This window comes from Bradyrhizobium sp., assembly GCF_030654605.1.
Classification (GTDB): domain Bacteria; phylum Pseudomonadota; class Alphaproteobacteria; order Rhizobiales; family Xanthobacteraceae; genus Bradyrhizobium.
Genome location: NZ_JAURXB010000188.1, coordinates 35,570 through 61,786 on the forward strand (window position 1 = coordinate 35,570; position 26,217 = coordinate 61,786).

The 26,217-nt window shown below is 63.9% G+C and carries 26 protein-coding genes and 1 tRNA gene; 16 read left to right on the forward strand and 11 right to left on the reverse strand.

Annotation, left to right across the window (positions count from 1 at the left end; genetic code table 11):
* Positions 1-106: 106 nt before the first annotated feature.
* The 3 genes from Q7U29_RS17260 to Q7U29_RS17270 all read left to right on the forward strand — a co-directional run bounded on the left by Q7U29_RS17260 (position 107) and on the right by Q7U29_RS17270 (position 3,980).
* Positions 107-898, forward strand: a complete 792-nt coding sequence (locus Q7U29_RS17260) for an enoyl-CoA hydratase (RefSeq protein ID WP_304743496.1) — start codon at positions 107-109, stop codon at positions 896-898.
* Positions 899-913: 15 nt separating this feature from the next.
* Positions 914-1,678: a hypothetical protein gene (locus Q7U29_RS17265; protein ID WP_304743497.1), complete on the forward strand. Its 765-nt coding sequence runs from the start codon at positions 914-916 to the stop codon at positions 1,676-1,678.
* A gap of 190 nt (positions 1,679-1,868) precedes the next feature.
* On the forward strand, positions 1,869-3,980 hold the full coding sequence (locus Q7U29_RS17270; protein ID WP_304743498.1) for an acetate--CoA ligase family protein: 2,112 nt from the start codon (positions 1,869-1,871) through the stop codon (positions 3,978-3,980).
* A 245-nt stretch (positions 3,981-4,225) separates the two neighbouring features.
* Here Q7U29_RS17270 and Q7U29_RS17275 read toward each other — a convergent pair whose 3' ends face one another.
* From Q7U29_RS17275 to Q7U29_RS17305, 7 genes are all read right to left on the reverse strand, one after another.
* On the reverse strand, positions 4,226-5,170 hold the full coding sequence (locus Q7U29_RS17275; RefSeq protein ID WP_304743500.1) for a tol-pal system YbgF family protein: 945 nt from the start codon (positions 5,168-5,170) through the stop codon (positions 4,226-4,228).
* The gene (locus tag Q7U29_RS17280; RefSeq protein WP_304743502.1) at positions 5,167-5,955 is read right to left on the reverse strand and encodes an effector-associated domain EAD1-containing protein; all 789 of its coding nucleotides are present in this window, start codon (positions 5,953-5,955) and stop codon (positions 5,167-5,169) included. The genes Q7U29_RS17275 and Q7U29_RS17280 overlap by 4 nt, the downstream gene beginning before the upstream one ends.
* Positions 5,956-6,056: 101 nt before the next feature.
* Positions 6,057-7,112 carry a trypsin-like peptidase domain-containing protein gene (locus Q7U29_RS17285; protein ID WP_304743503.1) on the reverse strand — a complete coding sequence of 352 codons (1,056 nt, stop codon included), beginning with the start codon at positions 7,110-7,112 and terminating at the stop codon, positions 6,057-6,059.
* 18 nt (positions 7,113-7,130) lie between these two features.
* Complete coding sequence (locus tag Q7U29_RS17290) at positions 7,131-9,197, reverse strand: DNA/RNA non-specific endonuclease (RefSeq protein WP_304743505.1); 2,067 nt, start codon at positions 9,195-9,197, stop codon at positions 7,131-7,133.
* Positions 9,198-9,464: 267 nt separating this feature from the next.
* The gene (locus Q7U29_RS17295; protein WP_304743506.1) at positions 9,465-10,283 is read right to left on the reverse strand and encodes an enoyl-CoA hydratase/isomerase family protein; all 819 of its coding nucleotides are present in this window, start codon (positions 10,281-10,283) and stop codon (positions 9,465-9,467) included.
* A 28-nt stretch (positions 10,284-10,311) separates the two neighbouring features.
* On the reverse strand, positions 10,312-11,472 hold the full coding sequence (locus tag Q7U29_RS17300; protein ID WP_304743508.1) for an acyl-CoA dehydrogenase family protein: 1,161 nt from the start codon (positions 11,470-11,472) through the stop codon (positions 10,312-10,314).
* Positions 11,473-11,509: 37 nt separating this feature from the next.
* Positions 11,510-12,574, reverse strand: coding sequence for an acyl-CoA dehydrogenase family protein (locus Q7U29_RS17305; protein ID WP_304743510.1), 1,065 nt, complete (start codon positions 12,572-12,574; stop codon positions 11,510-11,512).
* Positions 12,575-12,835: 261 nt separating this feature from the next.
* Here Q7U29_RS17305 and Q7U29_RS17310 point away from each other — a divergent pair, with 261 nt between their 5' ends.
* Positions 12,836-13,618, forward strand: a complete 783-nt coding sequence (locus tag Q7U29_RS17310; protein WP_304743511.1) for an SDR family NAD(P)-dependent oxidoreductase — start codon at positions 12,836-12,838, stop codon at positions 13,616-13,618.
* 126 nt (positions 13,619-13,744) lie between these two features.
* On the opposite strand, the gene Q7U29_RS17315 is transcribed toward Q7U29_RS17310, so the two are convergent.
* The 3 genes from Q7U29_RS17315 to Q7U29_RS17325 all read right to left on the reverse strand — a co-directional run bounded on the left by Q7U29_RS17315 (position 13,745) and on the right by Q7U29_RS17325 (position 15,662).
* Positions 13,745-14,023, reverse strand: a complete 279-nt coding sequence (locus Q7U29_RS17315) for a GlsB/YeaQ/YmgE family stress response membrane protein (RefSeq protein WP_304743513.1) — start codon at positions 14,021-14,023, stop codon at positions 13,745-13,747.
* Positions 14,024-14,069: 46 nt separating this feature from the next.
* The gene (locus tag Q7U29_RS17320) at positions 14,070-14,645 is read right to left on the reverse strand and encodes a YidB family protein (protein ID WP_304743515.1); all 576 of its coding nucleotides are present in this window, start codon (positions 14,643-14,645) and stop codon (positions 14,070-14,072) included.
* Between the two features lie 372 nt (positions 14,646-15,017).
* Positions 15,018-15,662 carry a hypothetical protein gene (locus Q7U29_RS17325; RefSeq protein ID WP_304743516.1) on the reverse strand — a complete coding sequence of 215 codons (645 nt, stop codon included), beginning with the start codon at positions 15,660-15,662 and terminating at the stop codon, positions 15,018-15,020.
* Between the two features lie 280 nt (positions 15,663-15,942).
* On the opposite strand from Q7U29_RS17325, the gene Q7U29_RS17330 reads away from it, so the two are divergent.
* The 6 genes from Q7U29_RS17330 (at position 15,943) to Q7U29_RS17355 (ending at position 20,486) form a co-directional block, all read left to right on the forward strand.
* Positions 15,943-17,307 carry an NAD(P)H-dependent oxidoreductase gene (locus Q7U29_RS17330; protein WP_304743518.1) on the forward strand — a complete coding sequence of 455 codons (1,365 nt, stop codon included), beginning with the start codon at positions 15,943-15,945 and terminating at the stop codon, positions 17,305-17,307.
* Between the two features lie 175 nt (positions 17,308-17,482).
* Positions 17,483-18,121 (forward strand): RraA family protein, encoded by a 639-nt coding sequence (locus Q7U29_RS17335; RefSeq protein ID WP_304743520.1) that lies wholly within the window; start codon positions 17,483-17,485, stop codon positions 18,119-18,121.
* Positions 18,122-18,223: 102 nt separating this feature from the next.
* The gene (locus Q7U29_RS17340) at positions 18,224-18,595 is read left to right on the forward strand and encodes a cupin domain-containing protein (protein WP_304743521.1); all 372 of its coding nucleotides are present in this window, start codon (positions 18,224-18,226) and stop codon (positions 18,593-18,595) included.
* Positions 18,596-18,646: 51 nt separating this feature from the next.
* The gene (locus tag Q7U29_RS17345; protein WP_304743522.1) at positions 18,647-19,606 is read left to right on the forward strand and encodes a tripartite tricarboxylate transporter substrate binding protein; all 960 of its coding nucleotides are present in this window, start codon (positions 18,647-18,649) and stop codon (positions 19,604-19,606) included.
* A 130-nt stretch (positions 19,607-19,736) separates the two neighbouring features.
* On the forward strand, positions 19,737-20,264 hold the full coding sequence (locus Q7U29_RS17350; protein ID WP_304743523.1) for a CAP domain-containing protein: 528 nt from the start codon (positions 19,737-19,739) through the stop codon (positions 20,262-20,264).
* 145 nt (positions 20,265-20,409) lie between these two features.
* Positions 20,410-20,486, forward strand: a tRNA-Arg gene (locus Q7U29_RS17355).
* A gap of 77 nt (positions 20,487-20,563) precedes the next feature.
* Here the strand turns inward: Q7U29_RS17355 and Q7U29_RS17360 are convergent.
* The gene (locus Q7U29_RS17360) at positions 20,564-21,367 is read right to left on the reverse strand and encodes an IclR family transcriptional regulator (protein WP_304743558.1); all 804 of its coding nucleotides are present in this window, start codon (positions 21,365-21,367) and stop codon (positions 20,564-20,566) included.
* A 181-nt stretch (positions 21,368-21,548) separates the two neighbouring features.
* Here Q7U29_RS17360 and Q7U29_RS17365 point away from each other — a divergent pair, with 181 nt between their 5' ends.
* The 6 genes from Q7U29_RS17365 to Q7U29_RS17390 are packed head-to-tail and all read left to right on the forward strand — an operon-like array spanning position 21,549 to position 26,201.
* Positions 21,549-22,526 carry a tripartite tricarboxylate transporter substrate binding protein gene (locus Q7U29_RS17365; protein WP_304743525.1) on the forward strand — a complete coding sequence of 326 codons (978 nt, stop codon included), beginning with the start codon at positions 21,549-21,551 and terminating at the stop codon, positions 22,524-22,526.
* A 13-nt stretch (positions 22,527-22,539) separates the two neighbouring features.
* Complete coding sequence (locus tag Q7U29_RS17370; protein ID WP_304743526.1) at positions 22,540-23,157, forward strand: flavin reductase family protein; 618 nt, start codon at positions 22,540-22,542, stop codon at positions 23,155-23,157.
* Positions 23,158-23,204: 47 nt separating this feature from the next.
* Positions 23,205-24,065, forward strand: coding sequence for a fumarylacetoacetate hydrolase family protein (locus Q7U29_RS17375; protein ID WP_304743528.1), 861 nt, complete (start codon positions 23,205-23,207; stop codon positions 24,063-24,065).
* Between the two features lie 5 nt (positions 24,066-24,070).
* On the forward strand, positions 24,071-24,874 hold the full coding sequence (hpaH, locus tag Q7U29_RS17380; protein ID WP_304743530.1) for a 2-oxo-hept-4-ene-1,7-dioate hydratase: 804 nt from the start codon (positions 24,071-24,073) through the stop codon (positions 24,872-24,874).
* Between the two features lie 24 nt (positions 24,875-24,898).
* Positions 24,899-25,282, forward strand: coding sequence for a RidA family protein (locus Q7U29_RS17385; protein ID WP_304743531.1), 384 nt, complete (start codon positions 24,899-24,901; stop codon positions 25,280-25,282).
* A gap of 43 nt (positions 25,283-25,325) precedes the next feature.
* The gene (locus Q7U29_RS17390; RefSeq protein WP_304743532.1) at positions 25,326-26,201 is read left to right on the forward strand and encodes an amidohydrolase; all 876 of its coding nucleotides are present in this window, start codon (positions 25,326-25,328) and stop codon (positions 26,199-26,201) included.
* Positions 26,202-26,217 lie beyond the last annotated feature (16 nt).

Sequence of the window (26,217 nt, forward strand, 5' to 3'; positions counted from 1 at the left end):
GGTTGACGGGCGGATGTAGACGGTTTGGCAACGACTGATGACCGGGATTATGGGTCCCTGCGTTCGCAGGGACGACGAGATCGAATAACGACCCAGGGAAACAACAATGAACAACGAAATCGTCCTGCAGCATCTCGACCAGGGCCTGCTCACCATCACCATGAACCGGCCGGACCGGCGCAACGCGCTCAATCCCGAGATGACGCTGGGGCTGGTGGCGGCGGCGCGGCGCGCGGCGGAGGATCACGAGGTTCGCGCCGTGCTGCTGAAGGGCGCCGGCGGCACTTTCTGCGTCGGCGGCGACGTCAAATCGATGGCGGAGGGGCGGGCGCCGCTGCCGTTCGAGGCCAAGAAGACCAATCTGCGGCGCGGCATGGAAGTCTCGCGCATCCTGCACGAGATGCAGAAGCCCGTGGTGGCGCAGGTCGACGGCGCGGCCGCCGGCGCCGGGCTGTCGATCGCGCTGGCCTGCGATCTCCGCGTCGCCTCGGCATCGGTCAAGATCACCACGGCGTTTGCCAAGGTTGGCCTGTCAGGCGATTACGGCGGCACCTATTTCCTGACGCAGATGCTCGGCAGCGCCCGCGCCCGCGAGCTCTATCTGATGTCGCCGGTGCTGTCGGCGCAGGAGGCGCTGGCGCTCGGCCTGGTAACGAAGGTCGTGCCCGACGGCGAGGTCGAGTCGGCGGCACATGAACTGGCGATGTCGCTGGCGCAGGGGCCCTCGATCACGCTCGGCTACATCAAGAAGAACATCAACAACGCCGAACACATGTCGCTGGAAGCCTGCTTCGACGCGGAAGCCATGCATCACTCGCGCTCGGGCGAGACCGCCGACCACAAGGAAGCGGCGAAAGCCTTCGTCGAGAAGCGCAAGCCCGTGTTTCAGAACCATTGATCGAGGGGGCATGAGATGGCTGGTTTCATGAGGCTGCGGCAGATCTGCCTGGTGGCGCCGGCCATCGAGCCCGCGGTCGGCGATATCGCCGCCATCATGGGGCTGAACATCTGTTACCGCGACGGTAACGTCGCCAAGTATGGCCTGGAGAACGCGCTGCTGCCGGTCGATACGATCCTGCTCGAAGTGGTGGCGCCGTTCCAGCCCGGCACCGCGGCGGGGCGCTTCATCGAGAAGACCGGCGGTCGCGGCGGCTACATGGCGATCTTCTGCTGCGACGATCCCGACGAACGCGGCGCGCACGCGGCGAAAATGGGCGTGCGCACCGCCAATGTCATCGACCACGCGCCGTATCACGGCGTGCAGCTACACCCCCGCGATTGCCGCGCCGCCTTCATCGAATTCAACCACACCGCGGGCAGCGACAATATTCTGGGGCCGTATCCGCCGGCCGGACCGGACTGGCAAAAGTCGATTCGCAAGGATGTGACGCAGGCGCTGACCGGCGTGGAGATGGAAAGCCCGGAGCCCGAGGTGCTGGCCGCGCATTGGGGCAGGATCATCGGGATTCCCGTGAGCACGGGCGAAGCCGGCGAACCGGAGCTGAAGCTGCCCAATGCCAGTTTCCGTTTCGTGGATGGTGCCGGCGACATCATGAGCGGGCTGACTTTCAGGGTGGGGGATGTTGCGAAAGTGCGCGACGCCGCCAAGGCCAGGGGCTATGCGGTGTCGGGCGATTCGTTTGAACTCGGTGGCGTGACGTTCCGGCTGGTGGGGTGAGCGCGCAGGCTCCATCGGGGCTATGCTCCGACCTCTCAACGTCATTGCGAGGAGCCCTTGCGACGAAGCAATCCATTCTTTCTTTACTTGGCGAGTATGGATTGCTTCGCTGCGCTCGCAATGACGTTTCAAGAGCCACGCTTAATTCAATGAACGTCGCGCGCTGAACAAGACCAAGGGACCATTCTCCATGCCCCATCCGCTCGACACCTTCTTCGCGCCCGACAGCATCGCGCTGATCGGGGCGTCGCGCGACCTGGAGAAAATTCCGGGGCGGCTGTTGTCGATGCTGCGCAAGAACGAGTATCCGGGCCAGATCTATCCGATCAATCCCAACTACGGCGATATCGACGGGCTCAAATGCTACAAATCGATATCAGACGTAGGCCAGCCGATCGATCTCGCCATCGTCATCATTCCCGCCCGCGCCGTGCTCGCGGTACTCGAGCAATGCGCCGCGGCCGGCGTGAAAAATGCCGTCATCATTTCCTCCGGCTTTGCGGAGGAGGGCGGCGACAGCGCCGCGATGCAGGATGCCATCGTGGCGCTGGCGAAGCGGACGGGGATGCGGATTTCCGGTCCCAACGCCGAGGGCTTCCTGAGCGAGGTGCAGAAAGTCGCGGCGACCTTCAGCCCGACCGTCGACGTCAAGCCGGGCCATGTGCCGCTGGTCGCGACGAAACGCCGGGCTGCCATCGTCGCGCAATCGGGCGGCATCGGCTTTGCCATCAAGCATCGCGCGAAAGCGCTGGGGGTGGCGATCAGCTATTGCGTCAGTGCCGGCAATGAATCCGATCTGGGCGCCGGTGAATTCCTCGACTACATGGTGCAGGATGCCTCCACCGACGTGATCCTGCTGTTCATCGAGGGCATCCGCGACGTCGACAAGTTCCTCGCCGCGGCACGCCGCGCGGCGGAGTCGGGAAAGCCCGTCATCGTCACAAAGGTCGGCCGCTCCGGCGCCGGCGAGCGCGCCGCCGCCTCGCATACCGCCAGCATGGCCGGCTGGTCCGCCGCCTATGATGCGGTGTTCGCAAAATACGGTTTTATCGTCTCCAACGATCTCGACGAGGCCGTCGCCATCGCGGCGGTGCTCACCACCAACCCGCTGCCGAAAGGCGACCGCGTCGCCGTGCTCACGGTGTCGGGCGGGGCCGGGATCTGGGGCGCGGATACCGTCGCGCTGCAGGGCTTGCAGGTGCCGGAACTGTCACCGGCGATCCAGACGGAAATCAAGAAGCTGCTGCCGTCCTATGGCGCCGCGGGCAATCCGATCGACGTCACCGCGCAGGGCGTGCACTCCGGTGGTCTGCAGAACAGCATCGACCTGCTCAGCGCGTCCGGGGAGGTCGACGCCATCCTGGTGGTGCTGTCGCTGTCGAGCGACACACGGGTGCCGTTCAAGCAGGCCGAGTTGAGGCCGGTGATATCAGCACAGCACAAGCCGATCGTGTTCTATTCCTACACGCTGCCGTCGGCCTTCGCGCGCAGCGAGTTCGCGGCCTGCGGCGCCGTGGTGCTGTCGGGACTGACGCATGCCGGCGTCGCGATGCGGCGGATGGTGGAGCGCGCCCGGTTCAAACTTGCACCGAAGGTCGACGCAACGGCGCCGCCGTGCGATCTCTCGGCGCATCTGAAGTCCGCGACGCTTTCCGAGCATGACAGCAAGGCGCTGCTGCGCGCGGCCGGCATTGCGGTACCGGATGAAGTGCTGGTGACGGAGAAGAGCGGGCTCGATGCCGCGATCGTCCAATTGGGCTTTCCGCTGGTGGCAAAAATCCAGTCGCGCGACATCCCGCACAAGAGCGAGGTCGGTGGCGTGCGTGTCGGCATCGCGAGCAAGGGCGAGGTGTTTCTGGCCTATGAAGCATTGCTGAACAACGCGCGGCGGCACCGGCCGGATGCCGGGATCCAGGGCGTGCTGATCGGGTCGATGGCGAAAAAGGGCGTCGAGATCATCGTCGGCACCATGCTGGACGCAACGTTCGGCCCGATGATCATGGTCGGCCTCGGCGGGGTCACCACGGAATTGTTCAGGGATGTGGTCTACCGCCCGGCGCCGGTGAGCACGGTGGAAGCCGGCGCGATGCTCGCTGAACTGAAGGCAGCGCCCCTGCTCAACGGGTTTCGCGGGGCCGCGCAGGCCGACGTTCCCGCGCTGTCGCAATTGATCGCACAGGTCTCGGTGCTGGCCGCGCAGCAGGCGCGCGAGATTTCCGAGATCGAGCTCAATCCGGTGCTGGTGCATCCGGAAGGGCAGGGCGTCACGATCGTCGATGCGCTGGTGGTGAGGAAAACGTAGCCAGAAGCCCGGATGAAGCTAGCGGGTCGGCGCGCAGCGCCGCGCCGTTGGCGCAAGCCGGGACCGCCTCGCGTGAAGCATGTTGCCCAGGTGCGCGAGGCGGCGAAGGCGAAGGGATGCAAGATCGGGGACGACAACTTTGATCTGTGCGGGGGCAAATCTCAGACCGGTTGCCTGAGCCTGCCGAAGTCGATCCACATTGGAGGCGGACACGAGAGTTCGGGCCTCCGGCTTTCTCGCCTACCTCAGCTCTTGCTGGGCGAGAGCAGTTGTTTGGCCAAATCGCTTTGGGCTTCCGGAAGCTTGCCGGGATTTGCCTGAATGAATTTGACGGTGGCATCGATGAGGCTTTGCGCAGGGATGTACCGGTCCACCTCGGTTGTCTTGTCCCTGGTCTTGTAGAACAGCTGATAGACGTAAATATTGGGGCTGCTGTTGCCCAGCTCCTTCCTGAGGTCGTCAAGCTGCGCAAGCGCATCTTTTTCCTTGCCGACAAGTATCCTGTTGAGCGCCTTGAAGAAAGACGCGTCAGTGAGGAAATTCGTATTCGGAAAATCTCCGTTCTTCGACCGCTTTATGAAGTTCGTGAACGCGGTGTCGGATTTGGGGATACTGTCAGAAAAGTTGTTTTGGATGAAACCAACGCGCGTCCAGTATTGCCCGATATAGTAGGCGGAACTGGATGCATATCGGCTTTTTGGGAAACTGTCGGCCATGCGCTGGAATTTCGCCGCAGTCGCTACGGGATTCGAGACGTTGTCGCTGTTGAAATCGTTGATGCCATCGAGATACAGGCCCTTCGCATTGGATAGTGCGTCATCCAGATATCGTCCCAGGCTGGGGTCCTTCGTCTCCAGGTACAGCTTGTACAGGGCGGCGACCTGGTCGTCGTGGTTGCTGGCTTCCCAGGGCGATTTCAATTTGGCCAAAGCCAGGGCCGTCGCCGCCTTTTCCATGGGGTCGGAAGCTGCTTGTATTTTCTTGAGCAATTCATCCGTTGCGGCGATTCTCTCGGGAGCCGGCGAAAGTTCGAATTGCTTCTGAATGATATCGCGTGCTCCCGACTTCGCACCCGAATCCTTCGCGACCAGACCCATGATATTGGGCCTCACGCTCTCAAACAGGCCGGCCGACGCAGGCGGCGTCGTTACGAGCATGGAGGCCACCAAAAGGATTGCCTGCGGTCTCATTGCTGATCTCCTCGAGCGTTGCCCCCCTCAAGCTTTACATACAAGAACAATTTGCGAGTCTTGTTCCAGAGCGGAACCCCGCGCTCGGCATAGTTGACCTTCACCACCTGCAGCACGGGAAGCGCACGGTTACCCGCCCATCGCGGCGGCAAATTGGCTTCATCGAGAATGAGGCCGATCTGGGGTGGCTCGCCCAGATCGTGCTGCTGAATTCGGAAGAACCCTTCGTCATCGGACTGCAATGTCCGTGGTTGACCGGAGGGCGTGCGCTTTTTCGGTACATACTGCAAATTGACGAAGCTCACGGGGCCCCCCCACTCATCGAGCGTCTTGATCGAGAGTTCGTCGTCGGCCACCAGCATGAAGATAGCGCCAAACAGGATGATGCAAGCCGCAAGGCCTGCGAAGAATTTCGCTTGCGCCGACACAAACTGACCGCCTTTCCTCAGCCATCCGAACGGTCTGCTGTTGAGTACGAACGCTACGCGACTGGGCTTCTGTGCCAACAAGGCGTCCAGGAACGGTACATTCGCGTTGCCTGGAAATTTGTCGCGGGTGGCCTGGACCGCTGCGCGAACCTTGCCGGATTTCGCCAGCTGCTCGAGTAATTCTCTCCAGACCGCCAATGGCGCGAGTCCGTCCGCTATATCGAGCTGATCGACCCCGAAACTTGCGGCAAACGTTACTGCCTTGTCTTGATCGGGATAGATCCCGGCCATGACGCGCTGCAGCTCTGCGCCGCTCTGGTCAGAAAAGGGAAATGGAGACTCGTCGATGATCGACATCTGATTGATCTCAGCTCTGCCTTGATCGCATGATCCATCCTAGCGGACTACACATTAACTTCGCCATGGTCCCGGGAGACGATTCCGCCGATTTCCGGGATTCACATCAAAATGTTGTTAGTGCTCAACCGCTCGGCGACGCGGCTGATGCGGATTCCTTCGTTCTTTGCCACGGGAGGCTTGCCGGCAACCTCGACCGGGCGACCGCCGGCATGGTGCAACGCAATCAGCCGCCCCGCCGTGTCGAAGACCGGTGCTCCCGACGAACCGGGCTCTGTATCCGTGAGGTAGCGGACCACGCCGTCCTTGACGTCGCTGATCGTGTTGCGAACGAAGCCGAGCCGTTTTTGATGGCCGCCCGGATGCTGCAGGATATAGGTGAGGTCGCCAACCTGCGGAGTGAGGCCGGCATCAAGCGGCAGTATCGGCCATTCCGGGAGCATATTGGCGATCTCTATCACCGCCCAGTCATCCGGCATCTCGCCCTTGATGGTGCCTACGTCTCCTGCACGCGAAATAACAGCAAGCGCGGCGCCGTCGGCCGCGACGTCGAACCCAAAATCCGCCTGCACCCTGGTGGCAACGCTGTTGCCGGGAAACAGCACATGATGGTTGGTAAGAATTAGCTCCGGGCTGATGCGAAAGCCGGTGCCGAAATACGATCCGAACGGATTCTGCACCCGCAGCAGGCACACCGCCGGCGCCATCGCCGTCACCTTGGTCAGAGTGGCGATCAGATTCACGACGTGGCCCACGGGGATGGTCAGGTCGTCGAAAAACAGCAACGCTTCCGGCTCGGTGACGCTATCATTGAAAGCGACCGAATCCCCTTCCTTGGGCATGGGTTCGGCGCTGACAGGTGCGGTCGCATTGGCGAGCAACGCATTGAGAAACGCGACGTGGGGATTCTTCGGAAATTTATCACGCGCCGCGAGAACGACCTGACGTACCGTCCCCTGCACGGCGAGCTTGCGGAGCAGATCGTACCAGAGGTCGAATGGGCTCAGTCCGGGCGGGACGTCGAGTTCATCGATTCCGAACGGAGAGGTGAATGGCACCGCCTCCCGTTCGGTCCGGAACATTCCCGCCAGCACGCGGACCAATTCCAGCGCCATGGGTTTCCCGACTGGAAACGGCGACTCGTCAATGATTGCCATCTTGCGTTCGCCGTCAGGTTACACGAACCGGATCTGCTCCAGCGCCTCCAGCGGTGCCCGCGATCCGCCGCCTCCCAATCCCTCCTCGCTGCCGCCCAGCGGATCGACGCTGGCGAGCCTGCCGAAGCTGATGCCGCTGCGCGCCTCGATCGAGCGGATCGACACCTGGGTTGCGATCTTGAGCTGCGGCGAGGTGAACGCGCCGAACACGAATTCCTCCTCGGGCTGCAGCGTGGTTTCCTGGTTCATCTCGTACCCGGTAGCGCACAGCTTGCCGGTCTCGTCGTGGATGAAGGCGATGATCTTCCAGAACGCCAGCGGAATCCGCACGCCGTACATTTCGGGGTCCTGATGGTCGAAATACGGGCCGGTGAACACCGAGATCTGCATCTTGTCTTCCCGGGCGTGACCGAGCGCGTAATCCTCCAGCGCCAGCCAGATCGGCGCGTTGAAGGCCTGCATCTGCGGCGTCGCATTGGTGACGTGCATCGAGTCCTCGTTGCCGCGTTTGGCGGTTTCCTTGCGCTCGCCCCAGCCCGGATCTTCCCGCCGGGTCATGTGACCGCGGCTGAACTTCGGCGGGCTGCCGTAGCATTCGTCCTTGATCTGCTGCGCCTTGGGAATCCGTGGGTCCCATTTCCATCCGACCCGCGGGCTCTTCTTCGACAGATTGCCGTCGATGTTCACCGCGCTGAAGAAGCACATCCGGCGGCTGCGGCTCATCACTACCGAATAGTGTTCGTATTTGAGTTCGGTCTCGGATTTGCCGTCGATCTCGAAATCGAGCACGTCGTCCTCGGCGCGGTCGACCGAAGGCAGGTCGATCTTCATCTTGCCGTCGCCCAGAAACTCCGGCTGATATCCCTCGCGATCGCGATAGCTTTCGGCGACGGCTTCCTCGCCTCCCGCCATGCCACCGCCGGCGTCGATCAATGGCAAGGGCGCGGGCCGCGGACGCCGCGCCGCCGGCGCGGCCGGGTCTCCGAGCGACACCGTGACGGTCAGCGGGATCGTAAAGCTGGTGGCGCCGCCGGCACTTCGCGTAACCGCCGCGGCAGGCGCGGAGGCGACACGTGCCGCGGGACCCACGGCGGGGGCCGGCGTCGGCTTTCGCGCTTCGGAACGGGTTACGCGACCGCTGCGAACCTGGTCAAGCAGCCGCTTTACGATGTCGGCGGGTACCGCGTAGTTGGTGGCGAGGAAGCTGCCGCTGAAATGCAGACCGAGCGCCTTGCCGCTGTCGAGATCGACGACGGCCGAACCGGAATTGCCGCCGAGCGTAGTGCAATTGTGCAGCAGTAGCGTCGACTTGACCTCGGTAATGCCTCCCGGTGCAAGCCGCTTCTTATTGTACGTCCTGCCGAAAATATCTTCCATCAGGCTGGGTTCGGGAATCCGGCTGTCAAAGGCCGGGTAACCAATGGTAGCCACGTTCTGGGTGACCCCGATTTCAGTTGCGAGCGCGATCGGCTCAGCCAGTCGGTTGTCGCCGCTACTGACTTCGATCTCGAAAAACGACACGTCGGGGCCAGGCTCGTCCTCGATGTGCAACGGCCGGATCAGCTTGAAGATCAGCGTGCCCGAACCCTTGATCTCCTGAAGGAAATCAGCATTGGCGCTCATGGGGCCATCCAGGCCGACCTGGAACGTGTAGCCACCGCCTTTTCGGACGGCAAACTCGCGCGCCACATGACGATTGGTGACCATGATGTTGGGGGCGACGAGCCAGCCCGTGCCCACCCAATCGAGCCGCGCGCCCTGCAAATTGATGCGGCCGACGGCGCGTATGGCCTTGTCGAGAAATGGCTTGGCCTTCGTCAGGCGGTCCGTCCAGATGGCACTGTCAGCCTGGTCTGCGAATTTGAGGATCGTTTCGCTGTCGCGAATTTCGAGAACCGGACGCGTCGTCCTGAGGATGATACTTTCCAGGGCGACGTCCGGGGCGGCTGCATCCGCTGACGCCGCCTCGAGCGTCGGCGTACTCCGCGCGACATCGACGCCCTCCTGGCCGAGCTTCGGATCGAGTCCGCGGATGAATGCGTTATAGCTGCGCAGGCGTTCAAGCTTGGATTGGGAAGAGTTCATCATCTGTCCCTTCAACTTCATCAAATTGAAATAAAAAATTCAGCCCGGGAGGGCGAAGAAATAAGGTAGGCATATCCTCTTGTGAATCATCTAAAGTTGCAAGCGTTTTTGCGCCGAGGCATTTGGCCGCGCCATGACCGCTGGCACGCAGGCCTGTTGTTGGATGCGCAATGACTCGGCCGAAGGGGCGGCTTCCATGGACGGTCGCCGGGATCGAAAACCGGCCGACCTGCAGCCAACGGCGAAAGCTGGCTATGTGGTGTAGACCTACCGCCCCTTGAAATTCGCCACGCGGCGCTCGGCGGTCGCCTTGACGCCTTCCTTGAAATCCTCGGTGGCGCGGAGGCGACTTTGTTCGGCGAGTTCATGGTTGGTGGCGGCGAGCACGCGGTCGGCGAGGCCGGCGCGCATGGTGGCGCGGGTCGAGAGCAGGCCGAGCGGCGAACATTCGGCGATCTCCTGTGCGAGCCTCATCGCCTCGGCGCGGACCTGGTCCTGCGGCACGCACACATTGGCGAGGCCCATTTTCGTGGCTTCCTCGCCGGTGACGCGGCGGCTGGTGTAGAAAATCAGTTCGGCGTTGTTCTTGCCGACCAGTTCGGGAAGCGTCGTGGTCAGCCCGAAGCCGGGATGGAAGCCGAGTTTGGTGAAGTTGGCGGAGAAGCGGGCCTCGGGGCAGGTGACGCGGAAATCAGCTGACACCGCGAGGCCGAGGCCGCCGCCGATGGCGGCGCCCTGCACGGCGGCGACAACAGGCTTTTTGGCGCGGAAGATGCGCACCGCGTGGAGATAGAGACTGTTGATCGAGCCGAGGCTGTCGGCCGGATCGCCCTTCTTGGCAGCATTGGCCTCGGCCGCCTCCTGCGCCTGCCGCGCCGGATCGCTGAAATTGGCGCCGGCGCAGAACGCCTTGCCCTGGGCGGCGAGCACCGAGGCGCGGATCTCGATATCCCTGTCGAACTCCTCCAGCGCGTCGGCGATCTGGTTGATCAGCGAGATGTCGAAGAAGTTCAGCGGCGGCCGCCGGATTTCGATCAGGCCGACGTGGCCGTGCTTCTCGACGCCGATATCTGTGAATTTGGTCATGGATGGTCCTCGATTGGATTGAATTGGGTCAGCGCAGCCCGAGCCCGCGGGCGATGATGCCGCGCAGCACTTCGGTGGTGCCGCCCTGGATGGTCAGTTTCGGCGCGGTCTTGATCGCGAACGACAACTGGTTCTCCAGCGTCTCGCGGTTGGTGGCGTTCTCCTCGACGAAGGCGGCGAGATCGCGCACCCGGTGCGGCAATTGCTGCTCCCAGATGGTGCCGATGTCCTTGACGATGGAGGCTTCCACCACAGGCTCCTTGCCGGCCTGCAGCATGCCCGCCACCGACACCGACATCCGGCGCATGGTATGCAACTGCGCGACGAGGCGTCCGATGCCCTCGGCGCTGCGGGTGTCCGGATTCGGTCCAACCGCGCGAACCAGTTCGGTCAGCACATAATAGGTTTCCAGGAACCGTTCCGGTCCGGAGCGCTCGTAGGCGAGTTCTGATGTCGCCTGCTTCCAGGCGCCGTCGATTTCACCCAGCATATGATCGTCGGGAACGAAGTAGTCGGTGAACACCACCTCGTTGAACTCGAACTGGCCGGTGATCTGGCCGATCGGGTTCACCTGGATGCCCGGCTGCTTCATCTTGACCAGGAATTGCGTGAGGCCGTGGCGACGGTTTTCTTTCGTCGGCGGCGAGGTACGAAAGATCGCGATCATGTAGTCGGCGATGTGCGCCGACGAGGTCCAGATCTTGGTGCCGTTGATCAGGAAGCCGCCGTCGGTTTTGGTCGCCTTGGTCTTGGCGGCGAACAGGTCGGAGCCGGAGTTCGGCTCGCTCATGCCGATGGCGAAGCAGACCTCGCCGCGGCAGATCCGCGGCAGGATGTCCATTTTGATATGCTCGGGCGCGTATTTCAGAAGCACCGGGCCGCTCTGGCGGTCGGCGACGAAGAAGCGGCGCGTCGGTGCGTTGGCGACGCGCATTTCCTCGGTCACCACATAGCGCTCCAGAAATGAGCGCTCGTGGCCGCCATATTTCTTCGGCCAGGTCATGCCGAGCCAGCCGCGCTCGCCGACCCTGCGGGAAAATTCCGGCGCGTCGGTATCCTCGCGGTTGGGCTGATGCGGGTCGAAAGTGCCGGCGGCGATTTCGTCGGCGAGAAACTGGCGTACTTCCTTGCGCAGCTGCTCGCATTCGGGCGGCAGGCGGATCGGATCGAAACGGAGGGCTGCGGTCATGGCTCAGGTCTTTCGTGCAGACGAATTTTATCGGGTATCAGCGCGACGCTACCAGCGGCCACAGCTCGTCGGCGCCGCGGTCGGCGACCAGTTTGCCGAGTTCGACCGCCCAGTAGCTCTCGGAGCCGAAATCGTCACGCCAGGCCAGCGCGCGCAGGGAATAGCGGTGCAAAATGTGCTCGACCGTGAAGCCGATGGCGCCATGCACCTGATGGGCGATGGCGGCGCCCTTTTCGGCGGCTTCGGAACAGCGGATCTTGGCCGATGCGGCTTCCAGAAAGAACGCGTCGTCGAACGAGGTGCTGTTGGCGATGGCGTCCGCCGCTGAAGTCGCAGCCGCCAAGGCTGCTGCCGACTCGCCGGCGAGCTTGGCCAGATTGTGCTGCACCGCCTGGAATTTCGAGATCTTCTTCTCGAACGCGACGCGCTCGTTGGAATAGCGCACGCTGATGTCGAGCATCGATTCCAGCGCGCCGGCGATCTGCAGGCTGCGCGCCACGCCGCCCATCAGCATCAGCGCGGTCTGGTCGAAACCCTTCGGCGTCGGCTTGATGGCGATCGGCGTAACATTGGTCAATGTGACGGTGTCGCTGGCGTCGCCGCCGAGCCCGAGGCCCGCCTCGATCCTGACGGCGGCGGCATCGACCAACGCGACCGACAAGCCATTGGCGCCGTCGGCAAGCACGGCGATATGCTTTGCGGCCTTGGCGAAAGGCACGCCGCGGGCGCGACCTGACAAGGTGCCGTCGGCGTTGAGCGTGATGCGATCCCGGGGGCTCGCGGGCGCCACCGTCATCTCGCCCTCGGGAGAGGCGATCTTCGCCTGCGCCAGCAGCCATCCCGCCAGCATGGTCTCGGCAAGCGGTACGGCAAGCGCAAAGCGCCCGGCCGAACTCAGCACACTAAAACCTTCGGCGAGGCTGGCGCCGGAGCCGCCCAAATCGTCAGGCACCCAGGACAGCGGCAGGCCGGATTCGGTCAGCGCCTGCCACAGTGGCGCTTTCCAGCTGCCGTTCTTGTCGCTGTTGATGGTCTGGGCGTCGGCGAGATCCGCGAAAATCTTCTCGGCGGTCTCGGCAACGATGTTCTCACTCTCCGCCACAGCGTTTCCTCGTTTTGAATTGGCACCGTGCCCGGCAGTTCCGCCGGGCCCTGAGTGCGATCTTTTCTTGCACCGCATGATGAGAAAAAGCCACTGCTAAGACAAGCGCCTGCCGCAGGGCCGCCTGCGGGGCCGGCATGCAGCAATGGCTACCGGGCCCACGAATTCCGCCCAATGGAGTTTGGTGGATTTGCGGGTATTTGCCCGCGCGATATGGTAGATCGCGGCCCGGATCGGATAGTCAAGAAAAGGAAGTTTCGGATGTCCAGGGATGTTTTGTGCGCAGTCGTCACCGGTTCGGCGTCCGGCCTGGGGGCCGCGACCGCGGCCATTCTGGCCAAGGGCGGTGCGCGCATCGTGGTCAACTATTCCTCCAGCGCCGGGGAAGCCGAGGCCACCGCCGATCTCTGTCGTGCCGCCGGCGCCGAAGTGGTGGTGGTGCAGGGCGACGTCTCGAAAGACGAGGACTGCAAGAAGATCGTCGCGGCCGCGGCCCCCTGGGGCCGGATCGACGCGCTGATCAACAATGCCGGAATTACCAAGCATGTCCCGCATGCCGATCTCGACGGATTGTCAGCGGAGGATTTTCAGCGGCTGTTCGGCGTCAACACCATCGGACCGTTCCAGATGGTCCGCGCCGCGCGCGGCCTGCTGGAGGCTGGCGCCAAGGCCTCGGGCCGGGCGTCATCCGTCGTCAACATCTCGTCGGTCGCCGGCATCAGCGGCGTCGGCTCGTCGATTGCCTATGCCGCGAGCAAGGGCGCGCTCAACACCATCACCTATTCGCTGGCGCGCGCGCTGGCGCCGCTGATCCGCGTCAACACGGTATGCCCCGGCTATATCGACACGCCCTGGTTCACCAAGGGCCGCGGCGAGGCCGGTGCCAAGGCGGTGCGTGACAGCGTGATCGCGCGGGTGCCGCTCAAGGTCGCCTCATCGGCGGAAGATATCGCCTCGCTGGTGTGTTTTCTGGCGACGCCGGCGTCGAGCAACATGACCGGCGAGATCGTGCGAATGGATGCGGGGCTGCATCTGATTACGTGAGGATATCGAAAAGCAGGGTGGGCAAAGGCGGGCTTGCGCCGTGCCCACCATTCCCCGGCTTGTTCGATCGTAGATGGTGGGCACGGCGCGAAGAGCGCGCCTTTGCCCACCCTACGGTACTACGCCCTACTTCGCGCCCGGATCCGAAATCACCCGGCTCGCCACCAGCCGGTTCCAGATGAACAGCACCACCACCGCGCCGATTGTCGCGGTGATGAAGCCGGCGCCCTGGTTCGGGCCGTAATGGCCGATGGCCTGGCCGATGAAGGTCGCCAGAAACGCGCCGGCGATGCCGAGCACGGTGGTCAGGATGAAGCCGCCCGGTGTGTTTGGGCCCGGCGACAGCCATCGCGCGATGAGGCCGGCGACAAAGCCGACCAGAATGATCCAGAGGATGCCGCTCATTTGTGTCGTCCTTTTCCAGAATGCAGGCTGGCAGGCGAAGCCTGCGTCAGATCCATTTCGACAATTCGCTTTCGGTCGGCAGCCGTCCGTCCGGCGTCAACTGGTCGATTACGCCGGGCAATTGCCGGCTCAGTCCATCAAGCAACTCGTCGCGAGATAAACCCGTTTGCGACGTCAGCGCATTGATCTGATCGACGCCCAGGGCCTTGCCGAGATCGCCGGGCGCAATCGACTTGTTCTCGCCCTTGCCGACCCATGAATCAGCCACCTCGCCCTGGCCATGCTGCTGGAATTGCTTGAGCAGGTCGCCGAGCCCGCCCGAGATCACGGTGCCGGCGGCAGCACCCCCGAGCAGGCCGCCGAGGCCGCCCTTCAGCAGGTCGCCGAGACCGCCGCCCATGCCGCCGCCGGGCAGCCCGGCATTGATGGTGTTGGGTGAGGGCGCCGGTGCGGGAGCAGTCTGCGGTTTGCCGCCGCCGCCGATGTGCTTGACCGCCTTGTAGGCCAGCAACGCCAGGATCGCCATGGTGATGGGCGACATGCCGCCCTTGTCCTGCGCGTTCGGATTGCTCGGGCCGCGCGGGCCGTTCTGCATGCCGTTGAGTACGTCGAGTAAACCCATTGTCGTCTCCTGCCGCGTACCAGCCCCGCGACAAACATAACGGCGCGCCATGACGGTTACAAGGCGCGGGGCCGGCGGCGGCGGCGCGTTCGCACGGCGTCGGGGCAGATACGAGACGCCCCGATGGGTTGAGATGATGATTGTTGCTGGGTAGCCCGGATTGCGCCATCGGGCGGCGCCTTGCGCCGACCGGCTGGCTCCATCCGGGCTACGCTCGTTTCCGTCATTGCGAGCGAAGCAAAGCAATCCATCTTGCGGCAAGCAAGAAAGCCGGATTGCTTCGTCGCATCCGCCTTCGCCCGAAGGCGGGCTTTGGCGGACAGGAGTGCTCCTCGCAATGACCGCGGCGAGGTATGCGGCGTTCCGCGAATCTCAGCTCCGCTTCGGCTTGCTAGGCGACGGGTTGAACAGCCTCTTGATATCCTTGATGCCTTCGGAGAGTCGCGGCCACTCGCAGGAGAAGGAATCCCTGGCGCAATTGGTGGCCCTGGTCCGTGACCTCACCTCGCCAGACCTCGCCTCGCCGGACTTCACCTCGCCAGATCTGGGCTCGCTTGTGGCGGCGGCCTGTTGTTGTCGCGCCGGATTCCCCCTGGGCACCGGGACCTTTTCAACTTCGCTTTTCAGCGAGACCTGCTGCACTTGCCGCTGTCGGGCCGTGAAGGCGGCGGCGATGGTGGAGCGCCGCTCCTGCTCCAGATAGGCAATATACTCTTCGTCGATTTTCTTCTGCTCTTCCGGCGTCGGGTTCGGTCCCGCGATGTCGAAATGCCGGTTCTGCATGAAATCGAAATAGGTGTAGCCGCCGCCGGGCTTGCGCCGGCCTGCGAATTTCGAATGGCAGTCGCCGAGCCTGGATGTCTTTTCTTCCTTGGTCGATGCCTTCTCGGCGGTGTCGGCGCATGACTCGAAATCGGCCGGCTTGCTGCTCCACCACTGCGCCTGCGCGCACGGCGGCGTCAGCACGACGCCGGCAGCGAACGTTGCGATCAGCAAGGTGGATGTACGTGACGCCATCACCGACGATTTTCCGAAATTTTCAAGACCAGGTTCCCGCGACGCAACCTACACCAATTGTCGCCATTATCGGGACGCTTGTCACCCCGGAACTGGGCGTTTTTCCGGCACTCATTCTGACGTATTGGGTTCGCCGTGAAGGTCGATAATTCAGCATCGCACTGAAATTGCAGAGAATATGCCGATAGCGCTGGCAGGCAGCGATTGGCGCCCCCGGCTGTTGCCGAATATAGTCGCCGCTGGCCGATCTCGATTTCCACTTTCCTGCCGGAGACATCAGATGAATCTTTTCAGCAAGCTGCGCGAGCGCGAGGCATCCGGCCGGCCGCTCCGGGTAGGCTTGATCGGCGCCGGCAAATTCGGGTCGATGTATCTGGCGCAGGTGCCGCGCACGCCGGGCATTCATCTGGTCGGGATCGCTGATCTTTCGCCGGCCAATGCAAGAGCCAATCTCGCCCGCGTCGATTGGCCTGCGGAGCGCTTTTCGGCGTGCTCGCTCGATGACGCGGTGAAGACGAGAACAACCCATGTCGGCGACGACTGGCAGGCGCTGGTGGCGCATCCGGAAATCGAGATCATCATCGAATGCACCGGAAATCCGCCCGCAGCGGTGGAGCATGCGCTGGCGGCGTTCCGCCACGGCAAGCATGTCATCAACGTCACGGTGGAGGCGGATGCGTTCTGCGGGCCGCTGCTGGCGCACAAGGCCGCCCGGGCCGGCGTGATCTACAGCCTGGCCTATGGCGATCAGCCGGGGCTCGCCTGCGAGCTGGTGGATTGGGCGCGGACCGCCGGCTTTTCGGTGGTCGCCGCCGGCCGCGGCCACAAGTGGTTGCCGCAATATCGGGAGTCGACCCCCGATACGGTCTGGACCCATTGGGGCCTGACGGCGGAACAGGCCAAAGAGGGCGGTCTCAATCCAAAAATGTTCAATGCGTTCCTCGACGGTTCGAAGCCGGCGATCGAGAGTGCGGCGATCGCCAATGCGACCGGCCTCGAGGCATCCGACGCGGGACTGGGTTTTCCGCCGGGCTCGATCGACGACATCCCCACCCTGATGCGGCCGAAAAGCGAAGGCGGTATCCTCGACCGCAAGGGACTGGTCGAGGTGGTTTCATGCCTGACATCCGATGGCGTGCAGATCCCTTACGACATTCGCAAGGGTGTCTGGGTCTGCATCGAGGCCGACACGGATTACATCCGGCGCTGCTTCAAGGAGTACAGCGTCGTCACCGATCCCAGCGGGCGCTACATGAGCATGTACCGGCGCTGGCACATGATCGGGCTGGAACTCGGCATCTCCGTCGCCTCGGTGGGACTGCGCAACGAACCGACGGGCGTGGCAACCTGCTTCAACGCCGACGTGGTGGCCACCGCCAAGCGCGACCTCGCGCCGGGCGAAATGCTGGATGGCGAGGGCGGCTACACCGTGTTCGGCAAGCTCGTCCCCTCGGCACGCTCGCTCGCGCAGGGCGGTCTTCCGCTGGGGCTTGCTCACCAGCTCAGGCTGGTGAGGCCGGTCGCCAAGGACCAGTTGCTGAACTGGAGCGACGTCGCCATCGACGAGAATCAGCCGGCGGTCAAAGCGCGGAGGGAAATGGAGACACTATTTGCGCCCCGCGGCGCCGTCGTCAGCGCGGCATAGGTACGATGGTTTCCTGAATATCAGCTATTGAAGGATTGGTTCAGGGCGTAACTTGACCTCACCACGATACAGGCTGCAGATGTCGCGCCGGAGGCGGTATGCGAGCGCAGACCATGCCGCAGCCGCTCCCGGAACGCGCGCCGGAATGCGCCGAATTACCAAAGGAACCAGCCAGATGAGCGTCACCACGGCCATGACGAGCGTGCCGAAGCCCGCCGCCGATCTGATCGAGGCATTCAGGAACGCGCCGACCTGCATCATCAGCGACAATCTGGCCCGGCTGCCGGGCGCGGTGGGACTGCGCCAGTTCCATCGCTCTGGCCGGCTGGTGGGTACCGCGTTCACCGTTCGCACCCGGCCGGGCGACAATCTGGCCATTCACAAGGCGCTCGAACTGGTCGGGCCGGGCGATGTCATCGTCGTCGATGGCGGCGGCGACGAGACCCGGGCGCTGGTCGGCGAGATCATGAAGAACATCGCGGAGCACAGGGGTGCCGCGGGCTACGTGATCGACGGCGCGATCCGCGACGTCGCCGCCTTCGCCGCATCCGACTTTCCATGCTTCGCCCGCGCCGTGATTCACCGCGGGCCCTACAAGAGCGGTCCGGGCGAAATCAACGTGCCGGTGTCGATCGGCGGCTCGGTGATTTCGCCCGGTGACATCGTGGTGGGCGACGAGGACGGCGTGGTGTCGTTTCCCGCCGCCATCGCAACCACCTTGCTGGAAGCGGTGCGGGCCCAGATCGCGCGCGAAGAGGAAACCCTCACCGCGATCCGCGAGGGCCGCTACCAGGGCTCCTACGCCAAATCCTGATCGCAAATCCTGATCGCAAATCCTGATCGCAAATCCTGATCGCAAATTCTGATCGCAAATTCTGATCGCAAATTCTGATCGACAGACATTGAGGACGCCACGATGAGTCAGAAGGACGAATTTCACAATCTGGATAATCCGGATGACGGCCTGTTTCGCGAGCTCGCGGCGGGCGTCACCACGCGGATTTTCGCCGGCGAGCATGCCATGCTCTCGGTGGTGACGCTGGCGCCGAACGCGGAAGGCACGCGGCATCATCATCCCGAAGAGCAATGGGGCGTGTTGCTCGACGGCTCGGCGATCCGGTTTCAGGGCGATGAGCAGATCGAGGTGAAGAAGGGCGATTTCTGGCGTACCCCGGGCCACGTGCCGCACACCATGCGCGCCGGGCCGGAAGGCGCGCGGGTGCTCGATATTTTCAGCCCGCCGCGGCCGGAATACAAGAAGCCCGGATCTGGCTTCGGCAATTCTTGACTCTGCGAATAATACGAACAAAGCGCAGCAACAATCACCAGAGGAAGCGACATGCGGAAGATCACGAGACGTACCATGCTGGCGGCGTCGGCCGCTTTCGCCGTCACGCCGGCGCTGGCACAGCAGGCCAAGAACCTGACGCTGGTGGTGCCGTTTCCGCCGGGAGGTTCCACCGACGCGCTGGCGCGGCTGCTGCAGGCGCATCTGCAAACCAGGCTCGGCCGTACCGTGCTGGTCGAGAACAAGTCCGGCGCCGCCGGTTCGCTCGGCGCCGCCCAGGTCGCCAAGAGCGCGCCTGACGGCATGACGTTTCTCGTGACCTTCGACTCGCACGCGGTGATTCCCGCCATTCTGGAAAAGCCGCAGCTCGACGTCGAGAAGGATCTGGAGCCGGTGTTTCTGGTCGGCACCGCGCCCTATGTGATCGCGACCAACGCCAGCCGGCCGTTCAAGACCTTTGCCGACGTCATCGCGGCGTCGAAGGCAAAGCCGGGCTCGATCCAGTACGCCTCGGTCGGCATCGGCACCCTCGGCCATCTCGCCATGACGATGCTGGCCAAGCAGGCCGGCGTGGAAATCACCCATGTGCCGTATCGCGGCGGCGGGCCTGCCATGAACGACGTGCTCGGCGGCCATGTCGACCTGATCGCGGGATCGGCGGCGCTGGTGACGGCGCAGCTCGGGCCCAACCTCCGGCCCCTGCTGCAGCTGGGACGTCAGCGGCTGCCGTCGCTGAAGGATACCCAGACGGGCATCGAAGCAGGCTTCCCGGATTCCGAGACGCTGGCCTGGTGGGGCATCTTCGCTCCCACCGGCACGCCTGCCGACGTCACTGCCAGCATGGCGAAATCGGTCAAGGAGATCCTGAGCGAGCCCGCGATCGCGGCGCAGCTGCGCGATACCCAGCAGATGTCGCTGCTGCTGGCCGACGGCAAGGAGTTCGGCGCTTTCTTCGCCAGGCAGGTCAGCCTCTGGGGCAAGGTGGTGCGCGAGAACAACATCAAGGCGTAGCGCCTTCCGGATCGAAGCCATCCGCCACGCTTTCGCTTTGATGCGTTGTCAGGACATCAACAGGCAGCCCCCGCGCATCGAGCGCGGGGCCGGCAGTATGTGACATCGGTGGCGAGGCGACGCGAACGTAATGAAAGTCCTGTTCGCTATTGTTCTCTCCTTGCCGCTGAGCCTTGGCAGCGCTGCATCCGCGGAACCGTCGCCCGCATCGCTGATCTCGGAATTCCGTGCGAAGCAAGGTGAAGGCAGTGTCGTCATCGACGCGACCCTGAACCGGATCGCCCTGGACCAGGCCAGGGCCATGGCCGCCAGGGACAGGCTCGATCACGACGTCCTCGGGCCGTTCAATTCGCGCATGGCGCCGGCAAAGGCGGGGCGCGCCGCCGAGAATATCGCGTATGGCTACGAGGATTTCAAAAGGACGCTCGACCAGTGGATCAACTCGGCGGGCCATCGCAAGAATCTGCTGCTCCCGAAAGCCTCCCGCGTCGGCATCGCCAGCGCCCGGAGCGCCACCTCCAAAACCTATTGGGCGATGGTGATCGCCGGCGACTATGAGAAGCCGAAGCCGGCAGCGGGCAAGAAAGCCGCTTCGAAGACCGGAAAAACGATGCCGGCTCGATCGTGCCGAATGACGGTGCTCGGTATCTGCTTTTGAAGCCCTGTCATACGCCACGCCGGAACCGGGCGTCAGGCAGGGCTTCGTCCGAAAACGCCATGGCCACGACCGCCGGAGGGCTGGCGATCACCCGCCCGCTTTGATATGAAAGCGCCCAGGCCTCCGCCGTATCGCGCGGGGCTTCGGTCCCGTAGCTCAGCCGGATAGAGCGACGGTTTCCTAAACCGTAGGTCGCATGTTCGAGTCATGCCGGGATCGCCAGCACATACCGGACAAGGGCAATAGCGTCGGGCGCTTCTTTCGCGTATTCGCCTTGTTGGAAGAGCGACACCGCCAAGTCACTTCCCCGCGGCAATCGCCCGTTCGACCGTATGCGCGGCGTCGAGCAGGGTGTCGGCCACTTCCGCCTCGCGCCGCGGGTTGAGCCGGTGGCGGACCGCCGAGATGGTAATGGCCGCCGCGGGCGCGCCGTCCGGACCCCTGATCCAGGCCGAGAGGGACTTCGTTCCCGGCACCAGGCCGATGTCGCGCAGTTCATAGCCCCGGTGCCGCGCCGCCTGAATCTGGCCGAGCACCGCCGGCAAGCTGGTGCGGTAGGCCTTGAACCTCACCTGGTTGGCCGCGACGATTTTTCGCGCGTCATGCGCCGGCAATGCGGCGAGGATGGCGACGCCGGCGCTGCTGACGCCGAGCGGGCGCCGCGCGCCGACTTCGATCGACAGCACCTGGATCGGATAGGAGCCGATCCGGCGCGCGACGCACAGCGTATCGAGCCCGGTCCGCACCGTCAGGAACAACGTATCCCCGAGCTGTGCGGAGACCTTCGCCAGATAGGGTTCGGCCGCGACCAGCAGCGGGGAGCGCGACTGCCGCGCCAATGCCAGTTCGGACACCTGACGGCCGATGACGTAACGGCCGCTCTTGTCGCTGCGCTCGGCAATGCCCTCCTCGACCAGCACGTGCACGATGCGGTGCACGGTGGGCCGGGTCAGGGCAGTGGATTGCGCGACCTCCGAAAGCCTCACGCCTTCCTCACGGCCTGCCGCGAGAATGCGCAACACCGACAGGGCCCGCCGGATCGCCTGGGCGCCCGGCCGGGGCTCCGGAATGTCCCGTCCCGATGCCCTTCGCCGCTCCGCCATGGTCCTGATGTCCTGCCCCGCCGGTGTCCATAATGTGGACATATCCACCACAATTCCGTCGACAACGAAAGGGGGCCGGCCATGATCGCGGCGCCCGACCAGCGACAGCTCGCGGGCAGTTCCGGTTCACACCGCAACGACAATCTGGCGGCTCCAGCCGCGCGGCTTTCGGGAGGATATCATGAGATTTTTCGCGATCATGTGGGCCGCTGTCGCGGGGCTGTTGATGACCCCGCTGACCGGTCCGGTGGCAGCCCAGCAGTGGCCCGCGCGCACGGTGCGCCTGGTGGTGCCATACCCGGCCGGCGGCAATGTCGATGGCGCGGCGCGCATCATCGGCAGCAAGCTGCAGGAAATCCTCGGCCAGACCTTCATCATCGAAAACAAGGCCGGCGCCGGCGGCCTGATCGCCGGCGAGGCGTTCGCCAAATCCGCGCCCGACGGCTACACATTATTCGTGGGCGCCAACGGGCCGGTGCTGTTCGCCCCCGAAATCGCCCAGCGCGATGCCTACAACTGGAAGCGGGACTTCCTGCCGATCACCTCGATCTCGATGACGCCGCTGGTGCTCGAAGTGCATCCGGCGGTGCCGGCCAAGACTCTGAAGGAGTTCTTCGAGCTCGCCCGCCGCGAGCCCGGCAAGCTGACGATGGCCTCGCCCGGACCGGGCACCACCAATCATCTGCTCAGTGAGCTGGTACAGTCGACCCTCGGCCTGCAGTGGGTCACCGTGCAGTACCGCGGCAATGCGCCGGCTTCCACCGATCTGATCGGCGGCCAGGTCCAGTTCGCGTTCGACCAGATTTCGGTCGGGCTTCCCTTCATCAAGAACGGCATGGTGCGGGCGCTCGCGGTCACGGGCGCCAACCGCGCCTCGTGGATTCCCGATGTGCCGACCTTCACCGAACTCGGCTACAAGGAATTCGACGGCCAGACTTTCACCGGCCTGTTCGCGCCCGCCGGCACGCCCGCCGAGATCGTGACCAAACTCCACGACACGCTGGCCAAAATCCTCAAGGACCCTGAAGTCGTCGCGAAATTCAACGCGCTCGGCGCCGCGGCGGTGGCAATGACCCCGGCCGAGTTCAGGAGCTACCTGGAGCGCGAGGACGCCAAATGGATTCCGGTGGTTCGCAAGGCCAACATCAAGGCCGGCTGAAAGGGCGCGCCCGATGCGGATCGATCCGTCTGACCTTGCGGCCGAACAGGCCTACCGGCTGCTGACCGGCATCGTGGTGCCGCGCCCGATCGCGTGGGTCACCACTCTGTCCGGCGACGGCGTCGTCAACCTCGCTCCGTTCAGCGCCTTTACCTTTGTGTCGCCGAAGCCGCCGATGCTGGCGATCAGCGTCGGCCGCAAGGCCGGGGTCTACAAGGACACCGCGCACAATATTCTCAACAACGAGGAGTTCGTCGTCCATATCGCCGACTCCACGCTGATGAATGCGGTGCATGAAAGCTCCACCGAGCATCCGCCCGATGTCAGCGAGGTCGAGGAGCTGAACCTGGAGACGGTGCCGAGCGAGCGCGTCAAGGTGCCGCGTCTCGCCGTGGCGCCGATCGCGATGGAGTGCCGGTTCCGGCAGTGCCTCGAATTCGGCGAGACCCGCAGCCGACTCCTGGTCGGCGAAGTCCTGGTGTTCCACATCCGCGACGGCCTTCTCAACAACGGCAAGATCGAGACCGAAGCGCTCGATCCGATCGCCCGCATTGGCGGGCCACGCTACGCGCGCCTCGGTGAGATCTTCACCCTGAAACCCGTGTTCCAGACTTCGAAGTCGCCGTCCTGAAGAAAAAGCAGCAGCCGTCCGACACGCGCTGATCCGGAGTTCGAACCATGCGTCTTCTAAGTTATCTCGCGAGCGGCAAACCTGGCTACGGCGTTGCCGTCGATGGCGGCATCGTCGACCTGACCAGGCGGATCGGAGCGCAATTTCCCGATCTGCGGAGCCTGGTCGCGGGCGACGGGCTCGACGCCGCGCGCAACGCTTGCGCCGGTCAAACGCCCGATTGCGCGCTCAACGACGTCGTCCTGATGCCGCCGATTCCCGCGCCGGAAAAGATCTGGTGCATCGGGGTGAACTACAAGGACCGTAACGCCGAATACAAGGACAATTCGGACCTGCCCAAATATCCGAGCCTGTTCGTTCGCAACCCGTCCTCGCTGGTCGGCTCCGGCCAGGGAATCGAGAAGCCGAAAATATCCGAGCAGCTCGACTATGAGGGCGAGCTGGTCATCGTGATCGGCAAGGAGGGGCGGCATATCCCGCGCGAGCGTGCCTTCGAGCATATCTTCGGCATGACGCTGTGCAACGAGGGCAGCGTGCGCGACTGGCTGCACCACGGCAAGTTCAATGTTACGCAAGGCAAGAACTTCGACCGCTCCGGCAGCATCGGGCCGTGGATCGTCACATCAGATGAACTCGATCCGCGCGGTCCGCACGACATCCTCACCCGCGTCAACGGCGAAATGCGGCAGCAGGACTCCACCGAGCGGCTGATGTTCCCGTTCGATTTCCTGATCGCCTACCTCTCCACCTTTGCGACGCTGAGGCCCGGCGACATGATCGCCACCGGCACGCCCACCGGCGCCGGCGCCCGGTTCGATCCGCCGCGCTGGCTGAAGCCCGGCGACGTGGTCGAGGTCGAATCCACAGGGATCGGCGTCCTGCGCAACACCGTCGTCGCCGAGAAGTAGGCCCCATGCTCGACCAGCTCACCATCGATCGCCTCGCGCAGCGCCTCGACGAAGCCGAGCGCAGCAAGTCCCTGATCCGCGCGTTCACGCAGGAGCACCCTGATCTGACCATCGAGGACGCCTACGCGATCCAGCGCGCCTGGACAAAACAGCAGTTGGCGCGCGGGCGCGTCGTCAAGGGCCACAAGATCGGGCTGACGTCGAAGGCGATGCAAAGTGCGGTCGGCATTTCCGAGCCGGACTACGGCGTGCTGTTCGAGGACATGTTCTATCCCGACGCGAGCCCGATTCCGTTCGATCAATTCCATGCGCCGCGCATCGAGGTCGAACTGGCGTTCATCCTGAAGACCGCGCTGCAGGGGCCGGACTGCACCATCTTCGACGTGCTCAACGCCACCGACTACGTCACGCCGGCGCTGGAAATCCTGGAAACACGGATGCATCGTATCGATCCGGAGACCAAAGCGCCGCGCAAGGTGATGGACACGATATCCGACAACGCGGCGAATGCGGCGCTGGTACTGGGCGGGCGGCCGTTCCGGCCGCTGGATGTGGATTTGCGCTGGATCGGCGCGCTGCTGTTTCGCAACGGCCAGATCGAGGAAACCGGCATCGCCGCCGGCGTGCTCAACCATCCCGCCCGCGGCGTCGCATGGCTGGCCAATCGCCTGGCGCCGCACGGCGAGCAGCTCGAGGCCGGCGAGGTGGTGCTGGCGGGATCGTTCACCCGTCCGGTCGACATCATCAGGGGCGACACGTTCCACGCCGATTACGGCCCGTTCGGCTCGGTGTCCTGCCAGTTCGCCTGAAACCAGGGATATGAGGAAGCAGCGATGACGCGACGCAAGAGCATTCACATTGGTGAATTCAAGCACGCCAATCCGATTCCGAACGCCTGCCGTATCGGTAATTTGCTGATGTCCGGGGTCATTCTCGGCCGCGACCCGGCGACCGGCGTCATGCCGGAGCGCATCGAGGACCAGTGCGCCAACATGTTCGGCCATATGAAGATCATCGTGGAGGCCAGCGGCGGCAGCACCGACGACATCATCAAGATGACGGTGTGGCTGCAGGACCGCAGCCAGCGCGCGCCCGTCAACACCGAGTGGCTGAAGATGTTTCCCGACGAACACTCGCGCCCCGCCCGCCATGCGCTGCAGATGCAGATGGATGGCGGTGCGCTGGTGCAATGCGATTTTACGGCCGTGATCGATTGAGCGAAACGATCGACTGACCCGGCGTCATCAAGAGGACCTGCGAATGCCGACTTACCTTGCCTTCGATCCGAACCCGCGCCGTCCGTCACGGCTGCCGCCGCCGAAAAGCATCGACAGCCAGTTTCACGTGATGGGGCCGGTCGATAAATATCCGGTGCGACCGGGCGCGGCCTACGAAATGCCGACGGCGACCTGGGAAGCGGCGCTGCGGGTCCACAAGGCACTCGGCATCGAGCGCGGCATCATCGTGCAGACCACGACCTATGGCGCGGACCATGCGGTGGTGCTCGACGCGCTCGCCGCCATGGGCCCGAACTACCGCGGCTGCGCCAACGCGCTGGTGTTCGCGGAAGCCGACGATGCCTATCTCGGCAAGCTGCATGATGCCGGCGTGCGCGGCGCGCGCTTCAGCTTTCGGAAAGAGCTGGGCGCGGTGCTGTCGGACGCGGACTTTGCCCGCGCCATCGCGCGGATTCGTGAACTCGGCTGGTATGCGAAAATTCAGCCGGAAAAGGACGGCATTGTCTCCAGTGTCGCCAAATATGAGTCGCTCGATGTTCCGGTGCTGATCGATCACATGGCGCGGCCGGACCCGGCGCGCGGCAAGGATGATCCGAACCTGCAGAAGATGCTGCAGCTCTTGTCCAGGGGAAACTTCTGGGTGATGCTCTCGCTCGGCGAGAAGACCTCGAAGGCCGGGCCACCGTGGGACGACGTAATTCCGATCGCGCGCACCTATATCGATGCCGCGCCGGATCGTTGCGTGTGGGCAAGCGATTGGCCGCATCCGGTCTCGGTGGTGCAGCCGCCCAACGATGCAGATCTGCTCGAGCTGCTCTACCGCTACGCGCCTGACGAGGCGGAGCTGCAGAAGATCCTGGTGACCAATCCGGCGAAGTTGTTCGGATTCGATAATTAGGGCAGGGCAGCTTGCA